Raw genomic sequence first — 13,328 nt, 5'->3', positions numbered from 1 at the left:
GGCAACGCCCCCGCTCCTCCCCGCTCGCACGTCGCGCGGCCGTGCCCGACATGCAACGCGGCGACCGGCGTGGCATTTAGGTCCCGGCCGCCGGGCGGTACACACACGGCACGGCTCCGCGCGTGCAGCATCGACCCGGCCACGGTCGACGGCACACGCGCCCACGCGGGCGCTCGGGCCGAACGCGCCGCCGCCCGGCTAGACGCCGGACAGGTCGCGGCCGTGGTGCTGGAAATCGAGGGTGCAGGAGGGTGGGAGGAGTGGCGGCGCCGTAACGCCCGCGGCGGTGACGTCACCTTTGCTCGCGTGGTGTGGGATTCGGACGCGGGCCGTGCCGCGCGCGAGGCATAGCGCGGTCGTCGTCGTGGTCCTCGCCGCAGACGTAGCCCGGTACGACCGCGCTCATGACGAGCATGCGGCGGCCGCAGGTGCGCAGGGCTGCGGCGAATGCGTTCTGGGCGAGCGTCGCCCAGTCCGCGAACGGTCCAGCGGTTCGCTTCGCAATCCGTGCACGGTGTCAAGGGAACTGGCTGGTTAGCGGACGCAGGGGCTTCTGATGTGCGCGGGCAACCGGAAAGCACGCGGCCCCGGCAGGGGGTCTGCGGCAAGAGGCCTGGCAGGCGGCACGCGTTCCGGGACTGCCGGTTGCCCCGGTGTACGGGAGAGTCCGTCGGCCGACCCGTGCGGGCGGGATCAGCGGGCCTTGGAACGCATCTCCCGGGGGCTCACCCCGAAGCGTCGTCGGAAGGCCGTGCTCATAGCGCTCGCCGAGGAGAAGCCCGACGCGTACGCCAGGTCCGTGATCGTCATGTGCTCGCAGTCGGCGCGCAGGAGACGCTCGCGGACCAGACGCAGGCGCTCCTCGCGGATCAGGTCGCGGGGGGTGGTGCCCACGTGCTGGAGCGCGAGCTGGATTTGCCGGAGGGACCAGCCGAGGGCGCGGGCCATGGAGGCGCCGGACAGGTCGGGTTCGGCCGCGTGATCGCGCACGTGGCGGCGGACCATCGCCTCCACCTCGGTCAGATGGCCCGGGGCGTCGGGGCGGTCGTCGCCGCAGGCGAGCATGCACAGCAGCTCGACTACGCGATCGCAGACGGCGTCGAACTGTGAGGTGGTGAGGTGGCCGCGTTCGGCGTTCAGACCGCGCACCATGGAGTGCACCACGTGACCCAGCCCCTTGGCCAGATCGAGCCCTGTGGCCAGCGATGCCTTCCGGTTCAGCGGGCCGTCGATCTCCTGAGCCGGGATCGACATGATGACACCGCGCAGGGACGCACCGTGCAGGAGCTCGAAGGGCGCACCGAGTGTGAGCAGGCTGCCCGTGCCTGGCGTCAACCGCACCTCCTGGTCGTCCTGCCGTAGTAACAGTTCGCCGGCCAGCGGGAAGAGGAGCCGGTAGTCGGGGTCGGGCATCTGGCGGATCAGACCCGGTGTGCGGACGTACTCGATCTGGTCGCTGTGCCAGGTGACCACCTGGTAGCTGTCGCTGCGCTGCCGGATCATCTCGCCGCGGAACACTTCGGCGCGCGCGTACCTGTAGTCCAGCCTGGTCTGGTACGCCGCGACGCGCTCACTCCACAGATCGGTCTGCTCGCGTGCCTCGACCTTGGCGGTCCTCGTCGTCTCCACGACGTAGCTTCCCGTGGGCAACGCTTCCCCTTTTCTGCGACGTCTCTCGACGGCTCGAGAGCAGCCCGGAACTCCCCGTGTTCGAGGGCTGTTACTCCTCGTCAGGTTAGGGACCAGCAATCGGTTTCCGGAACTCGTCCCAGCGTTATTGGCCTGCGCCGAAGCCGAGCCGGTCGCGATCGGCACGTCCCACGAACGTGCCTGCGTCCCACGGCAACTTCCTTTCGCGCACGGACAAGTGCCGATGCGGACGCGCCGCTACCGTCGTGCGCTCGTCGACCGCCACTTGCTGTGAGGACTTGATGACGGAACAGATACCGGAGGCGGTGGTCTGGTGCCTGGCCGTGGGCCTGTTCGCCGTGACCGTGCTGCTGGTGCGCGAACGCGGCATCAGCGCGCGGCAGCGCAGACGGAACGCCGAACTGGGGGACGGCCTTCGGGCACGGGAGGAGGAATTGCGGCACCTCGTCTCCGCCCGGCTGCCGGCCCTGGAGGACGCGACCCACCAGCAGTTCCCGGCCGTCGGTCTGCTCGACACCCGGCTCGCCGACACGGAGTTCGCGAAGTGCCTCGACGCTGTTGTGGAGCGGTTCGCCGGCGCCGTCGAGCACGCCCGGTTGCGCGCAGACCAGTCGGCGAAGGCCGCCTTGAAGGCGTCGATGCGCTCCATCCAGGCCTTGGCCAACGAACAGCAAGTGTCCATCGCCGAGATGCAGGACCGGCACGACAACCCCGGCGTGCTGAGCGACCTGCTCGAAATCGACCACGCCAACGCCCAGTTCGGCCGCCGTGCCCAGGCCATCGCAGTGCTGTGCGGCTCGTGGCCCGGCCGTCAGCGCGCCACCTCCGCGCTCGTCGAGGTCGTACGCGGCGCCACCTCCCGCATCCGCGACTACCGGCGCATCCGCGTCAACGGCGAGGTCGACATCGCCGTGCGGAGCCGGGCGGTCGAACCGGTGGTGCTCGCGGTCGCCGAACTGCTCGACAACGCGGCACGTCACTCGCAGCCGGGCACGACCGTCGAGGTCACCGTCCAGCCGGTGCACAACGGCGCCTGCGTGGTGATCGACGACGCCGGGGTCGGCATGGACGGCCAGGCGGCCGCGCACGCCGCCGAACTGCTCGCCGGCACACACGCGGTGGACATCACCCGGCTCGGCGACCCGCCCCGCTTCGGCTTCGCCGTCATCGGGGCTCTCACCGAGTGCTACGGATTCAGCGTCTCCGTGGACACGCTCTCGCCGTACGGCGGTGTACGCGCGGTGATGTTCCTGCCGGCCGCCCTGCTCACGCACCTGGACGCCGTCTCTCACGCGCCCGTGCCGTCCGCCGAACCGCCCGTGCCGTCCGCCGAACCGCCCGTGCCGTCCGCCGAACCGCCCGTGCCGTCCGCCGAACCGCCTGTGCCCACGTCCGCCGCCGCCCCCGCGCACCCCCGGCGCAGGCGCACTCGCCCGGCACGGCCCCCACTGCCGATCCGGCCGCACCCGCCCCCGATCCCGCACCCGAACCCGTGGAGGCGACGACGCCGGGCGGCCTGCCCAGGCGCCGTCGCCGCTCCCCACGGCAACCGGCCCCACAGCCCGTACCGGCCGACGAGGTCGGCGGCCGCTCGGCCGAGGAGAACGCCCGGCGCATGGGCGCCTTCGCACGCGGCACCCGCTCCGGCCGGGACGCCCGGCACACGCTCCACGACGACGAAGGGAACAGCCACGAATGACCGGGCCCACCAACAACACATTGGGCTGGATGCTGGACGAGGTGCTGAAGGTTCCGCAGGCGCGTCACGCGATCCTGCTCTCCGCCGACGGCATGCTCCGCGCCTTCTCCAAGGAGATCGACCGGGACGACGCCGAACGGCTGGCCGCGGGCCTGTCCGGCGTCCAGTCGATCAGCCGCAGCACGGCCGAGTTCTGCGGCACCCCGCACACCCCGTGGCGGCAGACCATGATCGAGTTCGCGCACGGCTACGTCTTCCTGGTCGCCGCCGGCGAGGGCGCCTACCTCGCGGTCTCCACCGGCGAGGACGTCGACATGGAGGCGGTCACCTACCGCATGCACAAACTCGTCGACCGGCTCGGCAAGGAGCTGACCAGCCCCGCCCGGCAGGACACCGGCAGCCCGGCATGACACCCCGGCGCCGTCCCACAGACCGGCTGGTGCGGTCGTACGTCGTCACGGACGGCCGCGCCCACCCGACCCGTAACACCCTGGACCTGGTCACGCTGCTGATCGCGACCGACGATCTGCCGTTGACCGGACTCAACCCGGAAAAGCGCAGGCTCATGGAGCTGTGCCGGCCCGGAGCCCTGTCCGTCGCCGAGGTGGCCGGCCATCTGTCGCTGCCGGTCGGCGTGGCCAAAGTGCTGATCGCCGATCTCATGGACAGCGGCCACATCGTCACCCGCGCGCCGATCCCCGCCGCCCGGCCGACCGACGCCCGAATCCTCCAGGAGGTGCTCGATGGACTCCGCGCCCGCCTCTGACGACGTCTACCTGCGGCCCAGCGTGCAGACCGCGGTCAAACTGCTGATCGTGGGCCACTTCGCGGTCGGCAAGACCACGTTCGTGGGCACGCTCTCCGAGATCCGGCCCCTGCGCACCGAGGAGGTCATGACCGAGGCCGGCGCCCTCGTCGACGACCTGGCGGGCATGCGAGACAAGACGACCACCACGGTCGCGCTCGACTTCGGCCGGCTCACCCTCAACGACCGCTTGGTGCTCTACCTCTTCGGCACCCCGGGCCAGCAGCGCTTCACCCGGCTGTGGCAGGACATGACCCAAGGCGCGCTCGGCGCGCTCGTCCTCGCCGACACACGCCGCCTCAGCCAGTCGTTCGAGGTGATGGGCGTGCTGGAGGAGCACGGGCTGCCGTACGCGGTCGCCCTGAACCAGTTCCACGACGCCCCCGCGTATGAGCTGGATGAGGTGCGCGAGGCCCTCGACCTGCTGCCCGAAACCCCGCTCGTCCGCTGCGACGCCCGCGACCGGGTGTCGTCCACGCGGGCACTCATCCGTCTTGTCGAGTACCTCCTGACCCTTCCGCCCTCCCGGCTTCGCTCGAGCGAGGGGACCCCCGACGGCCACCTGGAGCACGCGTGACCTCCGTACCGCCTGTACCGCCGCCTGGCTGTCCCGCGCACGAGTCCCTCTACGGTCCCGAGTTCGCCGCCGACCCGGCAGCCGTCTACCGGCGGCTGCGCGACATCGGCCCCATCGCGCCGGTCGAGCTCGCGCCCGGCGTGCGGGCCTCGCTCGTCGTCGGATACGACGCCGCCCTGCACGTGCTGCGCAGCACCGAGACCTTCTCCAAGGACCCCCGCCGCTGGAAGGACCTCGCGGAGGGTACCGTCCCCATGGACAGTCCGGTCGTGCCGATGATGATGTACCGGCCGAACGCGCTGTGGACCGACGGCGCGGAACACCGCAGGCTGCGCGGCGCGATCACGGACAGCCTGGCCCGGGTGGCCCCCGCCACCCTGCGCGGCCACGTCGAGGCGAGCGCGGACACACTCATCGACCGCATCGCCCCGGCCGGGCGGGCCGATCTGCTCGGCGAGTACGCCCAGGTGCTTCCCCTGCTGGTGTTCAACCGTCTGTTCGGCTGCCCGGCCGACTACGGTGAGCGGCTGGTACAGGGGATGTCCGGGATCTTCGACGGAGTGGACGCAGAGAAGGCGAACGAACTGCTCGCGACGACGCTGTTGGACCTCGTCGCGCTGAAGCGCCGGCGGCCCGGGCCGGATGTGACGTCCTGGCTCATGGACCATCCCGCCGGGCTTACGGATGAAGAGATGGTGCACACCCTTGTCCTGCTCATGGGCGCGGGCACCGAGCCCCAGCAGAACCTGATCGCCAACAGCCTGCGGCTGCTGCTGTCCGACGACCGGTTCGCGGGCAGCCTCGCGGGCGGCAGTCTGCCGGTGGAGGACGCCCTCGACGAGGTGTTGTGGACCGACCCGCCCATGGCCAACTATGCCGTGCACTACCCGATTCATGACGTCATCCACGACGGGGTGGTGCTGCGGGCGGGGCACCCGCTCGTGGTCAGTCTCGCCGCGGCGAACACCGATCCCTCCCTGAGGACGGATCAGCGGGCGGGCAACCGCGCCCACTTGGCGTGGAGCGCGGGCCCGCACAACTGTCCGGCGCAGAGTCCGGCCCGGCTGATCGCGGCGGTGGCGGTGGAGAAGCTGCTCGATCGCCTCCCCGACGTCGAACTCGCCGTACCGGCCGAGGTGTTGGCTTGGCGACCGGGTCCTTTCCACCGCGCGCTGGTTGCGCTGCCGGTGACGTTCCCGCCGGCCACCGTCACCCCGTCCAGCGTCGGCGACGCGCCGCCCGTGGAGGGCGACGCGCCGACGCCCCGGCCGTCTGTGGTGCCCGACGCCAGTGGCGTGCGGCGCGGATGGGCCGCCTGGCTGCTGGCGTGGTGGCGCGGCGAGTGATCAGGACAGGCGTACCGGAAGGGCACGGTGGCCGTTGGAGATGAAGGAGTCGACCGGCTCCAACTCGGCCTGGGACACGGCCAGTCGGAGTCCGGGGAAGCGGTCGAAGAGCGCCCGTAGCGCGATGTGGGCCTCGAGCCGCCCCAGCGGTGCGCCCAGGCAGAAGTGCACGCCGTGGCCGAAGGCGAGGTGTTCCTTGTCGATGCGGGTGACGTCGAAGCGGTCGGCGTCCTCGCCGTACTTCCCGGGGTGACGTCCGGCGGCCGCGTACACGGCGAGGATGGCCTCGCCCTTGCCGATCACCACCCCGTCCGGGCCGCCGAACTCGCTCATCACGAGGTCGTCGACGGCGTACCGCAGCGGCAGGCTGGCGACGGGCGCCTCCACGCGCAGCGCCTCCTCGACCACGTCCTCCCAGGACACGCGGCCCGAGCGGACGTGGGTGAGCTGGTCCGGATGGGTCAGCAGGAGGTGGATGGCGTTGTCGATCAGGTTGACGGTGGTCTCGTGGCCGGCGCTGATCATGAGCACCAGGGTGTCGAGCAGTTCCTGCTCGCTCAGTCGGTTGTCGCCGTCGTCGCGGGCCGCGATGAGTGCCGAGGTCAGGTCGTCGCCCGGCGACCGCCGCTTGAGGGCGACGAGTTCACCCAGTGCCGCGTAGAACCGTGCGTAGTTGTCGGTGACTTCCTCCGGGGTGGCGGAGGTGTGGAAGACGCCGTCCACGACGGCCCGTAGCTCCGCGCCCTGTTCCTCGGGCAGGCCGAGGAGCTCGCCGATCACCTGGATCGGCAGCGGGTAGCAGAACTCCTCGCGCAGATCAACGATTTGGCCGTGCCGGCCGGCTGCCTCGACCCCGTCCAGCAGGGTCGCGGCGATCTCCTCGACACGGGGTCGGAGCGCCGAGGTGCGGCGTGCGGTGAACGCCTTGGAGACCAGGGCGCGCAGCCGTTTGTGCTCGCCTCCGTAGGCGGTGAACATGTTCTGCACCGCGACCCAGGTGAACAGCGGCCATTCCGGAGAGATCTCACCGTTGATCCACTGGGGCCAGTGCCGGCGCGGGTCCTTGGAGACGCGTGGGTCGGTGAGCAGGCGCTTGAGGAGGTCGGGACTGCTGACGGCCCATGCCTGGACGCCGTCGGGCAGTTCGACGGGGCTCACCGGTCCGAGGTCGCGTATCCGGGCGGCCTCGCCGTGGATGTCGCGGCCGGTCGGGTCGATCACTAAGGGGCGGGGGTGTCCCATGGAAGCCTCCAGACGCTCGCACATCGATACGACCCGTAAAGCTACTTGGACGTAGCGTGTCCGGGTGAGAGACATCGCCGTGCGCTGCGCAGGGGGACAACTTCTCTGCGCGCGGAGGCAAGTTGGCGGTTCGCCCCCGCCCTACGGTCGGGATGTCGGATCGGAGAGCCGGTGAGGGTGATGACAGTCGGCAGGACCTCGTGGTGGATGCAGCCGGGCAGTGTCGAGGTGCGGATCGTGGCCGCGGGCGGCTGGTGGGACGCCGTACGGGTTCCGCTCGGCCTCGGGACCGACGCACTCCGGCACCTCGGCGACGAGACGGGAGCCGTGATCGCGGACGGCTTCAGCGGACGCCTGTACTGGCTGATTCCTCCCGGTTCGGCCGCCGACTGGCAGCTCCCACACGTGCGTGTCCTGGGCCGGGGCTGGCACGTGGCGATCCCCCCGCTCCACCGCGTCACGCGCCCCGGTCTGTACTGGCAGGTCCATCCGTCGCGCGGCCACGAGTGGACGAACACGCCCCGCCTGCACTCCGCCCTCCGCACGGCCCTCCTCCGCAGGAAGTCGCCCACCCTCTGACACCCGCCCCGGCCGAACCTGAGCCCGGCCGGGGCGGGATGCGCGGGGTGTCACGCCCCCCTCACAGGTATCGCCCGCCCGGCCGCGCCGGAGACGAAGACGGTGTCGCCCTCGTGGAACTCCGCCACGCGCAGCAGGCCCGCATAGGCAGTCAGTCCGGGCATGCCGAGGACACCGAGGTACGTGCTGAGCGGAACGTTTTGGGGGTCGACCGTCACGGTGTGCGCCGCGTCGAGGAGCGCGTACTCCCGTCAGCCGAGCCCGTGCAGGACGTGAGCACCCATGGCGAGGGTGCCGGCAGAGGAGTCATCGCCCACGGGGACGATGAGGCCGACCGCACCCCTGTCCATCGGCTGGTTCAGCTGGAAGGGTGGGACGTAGGACTTCACGTCGTTCATCCGGCCGCGCATGTATGGGTCGACCGACAGGTGCAGGTTGCGTACGAGGATCTGACCGAAGCCGGGCTCGGCGACGGGAACCTCGCGCAGGGCGAAGTCCTGGCGCCGGGGCACACCGTTCGGCCGGGTGACCAGGTGCCATTAGCGGCTGGTGCTGAGGAGAGCGCTCATGATGGGAATGTCCCTTTCCGTCGTGTTCACGCACGGCTGGGGGTGGATCAGCTGAGGGGCTTGGCGAGGACGGCTTTGCGGTGGCTGAAGGTCTCGATGGAGTAGCGGCCGTGGTAGCTGCCCATGCCGCTTTCGCCGACTCCGCCGAACGGCAGGTCGGAGATGGTGAGATGGGCCAGTGGCAGGCCGAACCCGAGGCCGCCGGAGGAGGTTTCGGCGGCGAGTCGCTCCCGGGTGGTGTCCGATTCGGTGAACGCGTAGAGGGCGAGAGGCTTTTCGCGGTCGTTGATGAAGTCGATGGCCCCGTCGAGCCCGGCCACCTCGACGATCGGGAGGATCGGGCCGAAGATTTCTTCCTGCATGACAGGCGCGTCCGGTGACACCTCGGCCAGGACGGTCGGCGCGATGTACTTCGTCTCACGGTCGTGCGCGCCGCCGGTGATCTGACGGCCGGAGTCGAGGAGAGCGGTCAGCCGGTCGAAGTGGCGTTCGTTGACGATACGGCCGTACTGCGGGGAGGCGGCGGGGTCGGACCCGTACAGCCCCTCGATGGCCTTGGCCAGGGCGACTTCCAGAGCGCGTGCGGTCTCGGGGTCGGTGAGGACATAGTCGGGCGCGACGCAGGTCTGCCCGGCGTTGAGGAACTTCCCGGCCGCGAGGCGGGCGGCGACGGTGCCCAGGTCGGTGCCCCGGTCCACGAACGCCGGGGACTTGCCGCCCAGTTCGAGAGTGACGGGCGTGAGGTGCCGGGCGGCCGCGGCCATCACGACGCGGCCGACCGTGCCATTGCCGGTGTAGAGGATGTGGTCGAAGCGCTGCTCGAGCAGGGCGGTGGTCTCCGCAACCCCGCCTTCGACCACGGCGACCGCGTCGGTGTCGAGGTACTGCGGCACGAGGCGGGCGAGGGCGGCGGAGGTGGCCGGGGCCAGTTCGCTGGGCTTGGCGACCACCGCGTTGCCCGCGGCCAGGGCACCGGCCACCGGGGCCAGCAGCAGCTGAGCCGGGTAGTTCCAGGGGGCGATGACCAGTACGACGCCCAGGGGGTCGTACTGCGTCCAGGCCGTCGCCTCGCCGATGAACGCGGGGACGGGGGCCGGTTCGGGGCGCAGCCACCCGTCGAGATGCTCCAGAGTGTGGTCGATCTCGCGTATGACGAAGTCGATCTCCGTGCGGTAGGCCTCGGTGGAGCTCTTTCCCAGGTCGGCGTGGAGCGCCTCGGCGAATGTCTCCCCCTGCTCGGTGAGCAGGGTACGCATCCGGAGCAACTGCTCGGTGCGCCAGGCCACGGGCTTGGTCTTGCCGGCGCGGAAGGTGGCACGCAGCCGGGCGAGGAGCTCGGCGGGCTGGGCGGGCGCGGGGTTGTTCATGGTTCCCTCACAGGTGCGGTACGTGGACGGGGCGTTGTCGCCGCGGCGCGGGGCAGCTGGGGCGTCGGCGTCGGGCAAAGGGATCAGCCGTGGTTCAGGGTGTCGATGACGTTCCGGGCGAGCTGCTCGGAGGAGGCGGGGTTCTGACCGGTGTGCAGATTGCGGTCCGCCACGACGTGCTCGCTGAACGGGGCCGCGGCCTGGAAATCGGCACCCAGTTCCACCAGGCGGTCCTGGAGCAGCCACTTGGCCCTGTCGGCGAAGCCGGCCGTGGTCTCCTCGGTGTTGGTGAAGCCGGTCATGCGGTAACCGGCAAACGGCCAGCTGCCGTCCTCGCGCCGGGCGGCGAGCAGGGCCGCCGGGGCGTGGCACAGCACCGCGAGCGGCTTGCCGGAGTCCAGTGCCGCGGTGAGCAGGCGACCGGAGTCGGCGTTGACGACGAGGTCCTCCATGGGGCCGTGGCCACCGGGGTAGAGGACAGCGGCGTACGCGTCGAGGTCGACCTCCTCGAGCTTCACCGGGTTCTCCAGGTCGGCGCGGATGGCAGCCAGGTACGCGGCGATGGCGTCGGCCTGCTCCTTGCCGCCGATGGACGCGGCGGCGAGGCTGACGGCGTCGACGGTCGGAGCCACGCCGTCGGGGGTGGCGATGGTGACATCGAACCCGGCCTCGCGGAACAGCCGGTGTGGCGTGGCGAGTTCCTCGGCCCAGTAGCCGGTGGGATGCGGGGTGCCGTCGGCGAGCGTCCAGCGGTCGGTGCCTGTGACGATGAACAGAATTGCGGTCACAGCTGTCTCCATTACATAGGGTGCAGCGCAGGTCGCGCGGTGGTGAAGGCTTGTTGTGGTGGGCTTGTTGTCCGGCGGGGCGCCGGTGGTGGTGTGCGGCGGCGAGCGGTGGCTCAGGCGACGGCGATGACGACCTTGCCGCGGGTATGGCCCTCGCGGTTGAGGCGCTGGGCGTCGGCGGCCTGCTCGAGGGGGAACACTGCGGCCACGTCCACCCGCAGCTCCCCGCGCTCGGCGAGCTCGGTGAGAGCCTCCAGGTCCCTGGCGTCGGGTCGCACGAAGACGTACCCGCCGCCGAGGCCGAGCACAGCGCCGTCCACAGCCGAGGCCAGGCGGCCGCCCTCGGCGAGCAGCCCCGGCGAGACCTTCAGGGCGTCCCCGCCGACGAGGTCGAGGACGGCGTCCACGCCCTGCGGCGCGAGGGCGTGGACGCGGCCGGTGAGGCCCTCGCCGTAGGCGACCGGCTCCGCCCCCAGCCCGCGCAGGTAGGAGTGGTTGTACTCACTGGCGGTGCCGATGACCCGGGCGCCGAGCGACCTGGCGATCTGTACGGCCAGAGAGCCGACGCCGCCCGCCGCGGCGTGCACCAGCACGGTGTCGCCGGACCGCACGTGCAGGGATCGAGTCAGCGCCTGGTAGGCGGTGAGGCCGGCCAGCGGGAGGCCGGCGGCCTCCTCGAAGGAGAGGTTGGCGGGCTTGCGGGCGAGCGTACGGACCGGGGCGGCGACGTACTCGGCGAAGGTCCCGCGGGAGACGAAGTCCTCACGGACGTAGCCGATCACCTCGTCGCCCGGAGCGAACTCGGTGACCCCGGCGCCGGTCTCCTCGACGACGCCCGCCACATCCCAGCCGGGGATGACGGGGAAGACGGCGTCCATGACGGCGTCCAGGTACCCCGCCTGGATCTTCCAGTCGACCGGGTTGACGGACGCGGCCTTCACGCGGACGAGCACGGTGTCCACGCCGAGCTTCGGGTTCGGCACATCGCCGTACTCCAGGACCTCCGGGCCGCCGTAGGTGCGGTAGGTGATGGATTTCATGGTGGTGACTCCTTGGTGCAGTGGTGCAGCGGTGCAGCGGTGCAGCGGTGCAGTGGTGAAGATCGCGGTGGGGCTCGTCAGGCAGCGGTGGTGGCCGCGGCCGGCTCCGTCGCGGGCAGGTGTTCCGTACGGGGCGCCTGCTGTTCCCGCTTGAGGCCGACCAGCGAGAGGGCCAGGACGAAGGCGAAGGCGACACCGGCGAGGGCGAAGCTCAGGGTGAACTGGCTCTCGGCGGGCAGCGGGGGCACTCCGGCCGGAAGGTTCTCGATGGTTCTGGAGGCGAGCAGTGAGGTGATCAGTGCGCTGCCGATCGCGCTGCCGGCGGACCGGGAGATGGAATTGATGCCGTTGGCGATGCCGGTCTGGTGGGGTGGCACCCCCGCGACGATGAGGGCGGGCATCGCGGCATAGCCGAGGCTGATGGCCGTTCCGACAGCCATGCCGGCACCGATGACCGAGGGGGCCGAGGAGTGGGCGGCGGCCAGCCAAGTGAAGCCTGCGATGCCCATCGCTGCGCTGAGAGCGAGGGTGAGGCGTGGTCCGATCCTGCGGATCAGCACGCCACCGAACTGGGAGACGACCAGGGACGCGATCGTGCTGGGCAGCAGGTACTCGACGGAGGCGCGGAGAACGGAGGCTCCGAAGCCGTAGCCTGCGACGTCCCTCGGCACCTGCGCCAGGTAGGAGACGCCGAGGAACTGGGCGAACATCCCGAATCCCACGAAGAGGCCCGCGAGGTTGCTGAAGAGCACCGGGCGGTGGAGGAACATCCTCATGTCGACCATGGGTTCGCGGACCCGGCTCTCGGTGAAGCTCCAGACCCCGGCCATGACGACCGCTCCGGCGAAGCTGCCCAGCGTACGGGCGGAGGTCCAGCCCCACTCCTGGCCCTGGGAGATCGGCAGCAGCAGGAGAACCAGGAAGAGGCCGAGGGTGAGGGCGCCGAGTATGTCGGTGCGTCCGCCGGTCTTGGTGCGGCTCGCCGGCACGAGGAGTGCGACGGCGAGCAGGGTGACCGCTGCGAGGCCGGTGGCCAGCCAAAAGACGCGGTGGTAGTCGGCGTCCTCGCCGCGGGTCAGCAGACCGGTGGTGACCAGTGCGGAGCCGCTGCCGAACGCCAGGGTGCCGCTGACCAGGGCCATCGCTCCCGGCAGACGCCGGGCCGGGACCTCCTCGCGGAGCACCGACAGAGCGAGCGGGAAGATCGCGGTGGCGGCGCCCTGCAGCACGCGGCCGACGATCAGCCAGAGCAGCGAGTCGGTCGTGGCGGCCAGGACCGAGCCGACGATCATCACCGCCAGCACGCCGATGAGGGTCGGCTTCTTGCCGTGCTGGTCGCCGAAGCGGCCGAGCAGCGGGGTGAAGACGGCTGCCGAGAGCAGGGTCGCGGTGGTGACCCAGCTGACCTCGGCGGAACTGGCGCCGAGGCTGCTCTGGATCAGGCCGAGGATCGGCACCACCAGTGTCTGCATCATCGACACGATCATCGCGGCGAGGCTCAGAGCAAGGATGGCTGCGGTCTCGGCCCGGCGGCGGCCTGGCGGCGGAGCAAGGGGTTGTGACACGGGTGGCTTCTCCCATGCAGGGCGGGGCGTTGTGGCGGGAACCCGAGGGGGTCGAGGATTAGATGCTTGATGCAGCCAAGCAGTGACGAAGACAGTAAACC

General features: G+C 70.9%; 12 protein-coding genes and 2 pseudogenes. 6 read left to right on the top strand and 8 right to left on the bottom strand.

Going from position 1 to position 13,328, the window contains the following annotated elements:
* Positions 1–693: 693 nt before the first annotated feature.
* On the bottom strand, positions 694–1,650 hold the full coding sequence (locus OHO27_RS00600) for a helix-turn-helix domain-containing protein (protein WP_328419255.1): 957 nt from the start codon (positions 1,648–1,650) through the stop codon (positions 694–696).
* 281 nt (positions 1,651–1,931) lie between these two features.
* Here OHO27_RS00600 and OHO27_RS00595 point away from each other — a divergent pair.
* Positions 1,932–2,849: pseudogene (locus OHO27_RS00595) on the top strand (ATP-binding protein); the annotation flags it as partial.
* An 89-nt stretch (positions 2,850–2,938) separates the two neighbouring features.
* On the opposite strand, the gene OHO27_RS00590 reads toward OHO27_RS00595, so the two are convergent.
* Complete coding sequence (locus tag OHO27_RS00590) at positions 2,939–3,343, bottom strand: hypothetical protein (RefSeq protein ID WP_328419253.1); 405 nt, start codon at positions 3,341–3,343, stop codon at positions 2,939–2,941.
* A 2-nt stretch (positions 3,344–3,345) separates the two neighbouring features.
* Here OHO27_RS00590 and OHO27_RS00585 point away from each other — a divergent pair, with 2 nt between their 5' ends.
* The 4 genes from OHO27_RS00585 to OHO27_RS00570 are packed head-to-tail and all read left to right on the top strand — an operon-like array spanning position 3,346 to position 6,077.
* Complete coding sequence (locus OHO27_RS00585) at positions 3,346–3,759, top strand: roadblock/LC7 domain-containing protein (RefSeq protein WP_221760357.1); 414 nt, start codon at positions 3,346–3,348, stop codon at positions 3,757–3,759.
* On the top strand, positions 3,756–4,115 hold the full coding sequence (locus tag OHO27_RS00580; protein WP_184553954.1) for a DUF742 domain-containing protein: 360 nt from the start codon (positions 3,756–3,758) through the stop codon (positions 4,113–4,115). The genes OHO27_RS00585 and OHO27_RS00580 overlap by 4 nt, the downstream gene beginning before the upstream one ends.
* The gene (locus OHO27_RS00575) at positions 4,093–4,731 is read left to right on the top strand and encodes a GTP-binding protein (RefSeq protein ID WP_328419248.1); all 639 of its coding nucleotides are present in this window, start codon (positions 4,093–4,095) and stop codon (positions 4,729–4,731) included. The genes OHO27_RS00580 and OHO27_RS00575 overlap by 23 nt, the downstream gene beginning before the upstream one ends.
* A complete protein-coding gene (locus OHO27_RS00570) occupies positions 4,728–6,077 on the top strand; it encodes a cytochrome P450 (protein WP_328419246.1) in 1,350 nt (449 codons plus the stop codon). The genes OHO27_RS00575 and OHO27_RS00570 overlap by 4 nt, the downstream gene beginning before the upstream one ends.
* On the opposite strand, the gene OHO27_RS00565 is transcribed toward OHO27_RS00570, so the two are convergent.
* Positions 6,078–7,319: a cytochrome P450 family protein gene (locus OHO27_RS00565; RefSeq protein WP_328419244.1), complete on the bottom strand. Its 1,242-nt coding sequence runs from the start codon at positions 7,317–7,319 to the stop codon at positions 6,078–6,080. It lies immediately after the preceding gene.
* A gap of 180 nt (positions 7,320–7,499) precedes the next feature.
* Between OHO27_RS00565 and OHO27_RS00560 the strand changes: the two genes are divergently transcribed.
* Positions 7,500–7,898, top strand: coding sequence for a hypothetical protein (locus OHO27_RS00560; RefSeq protein WP_328419242.1), 399 nt, complete (start codon positions 7,500–7,502; stop codon positions 7,896–7,898).
* Between the two features lie 77 nt (positions 7,899–7,975).
* Here the strand turns inward: OHO27_RS00560 and OHO27_RS00555 are convergent.
* From OHO27_RS00555 to OHO27_RS00535, 5 genes and pseudogenes are all read right to left on the bottom strand, one after another.
* Positions 7,976–8,431, bottom strand: a pseudogene (locus tag OHO27_RS00555) (NADP-dependent oxidoreductase); the annotation flags it as partial.
* 83 nt (positions 8,432–8,514) lie between these two features.
* Positions 8,515–9,834: an aldehyde dehydrogenase family protein gene (locus OHO27_RS00550; protein ID WP_328419240.1), complete on the bottom strand. Its 1,320-nt coding sequence runs from the start codon at positions 9,832–9,834 to the stop codon at positions 8,515–8,517.
* An 83-nt stretch (positions 9,835–9,917) separates the two neighbouring features.
* Positions 9,918–10,622, bottom strand: a complete 705-nt coding sequence (locus OHO27_RS00545; protein WP_328419238.1) for a type 1 glutamine amidotransferase domain-containing protein — start codon at positions 10,620–10,622, stop codon at positions 9,918–9,920.
* A gap of 113 nt (positions 10,623–10,735) precedes the next feature.
* A complete protein-coding gene (locus tag OHO27_RS00540; RefSeq protein WP_328419236.1) occupies positions 10,736–11,662 on the bottom strand; it encodes an NADP-dependent oxidoreductase in 927 nt (308 codons plus the stop codon).
* 77 nt (positions 11,663–11,739) lie between these two features.
* Positions 11,740–13,227: an MFS transporter gene (locus OHO27_RS00535; RefSeq protein WP_328419234.1), complete on the bottom strand. Its 1,488-nt coding sequence runs from the start codon at positions 13,225–13,227 to the stop codon at positions 11,740–11,742.
* Positions 13,228–13,328: the final 101 nt, after the last annotated feature.

The organism is Streptomyces sp. NBC_00443 (assembly GCF_036014175.1).
Lineage (GTDB): Bacteria > Actinomycetota > Actinomycetes > Streptomycetales > Streptomycetaceae > Streptomyces.
This window is presented reverse-complemented; position numbering and strand designations above follow the sequence as displayed.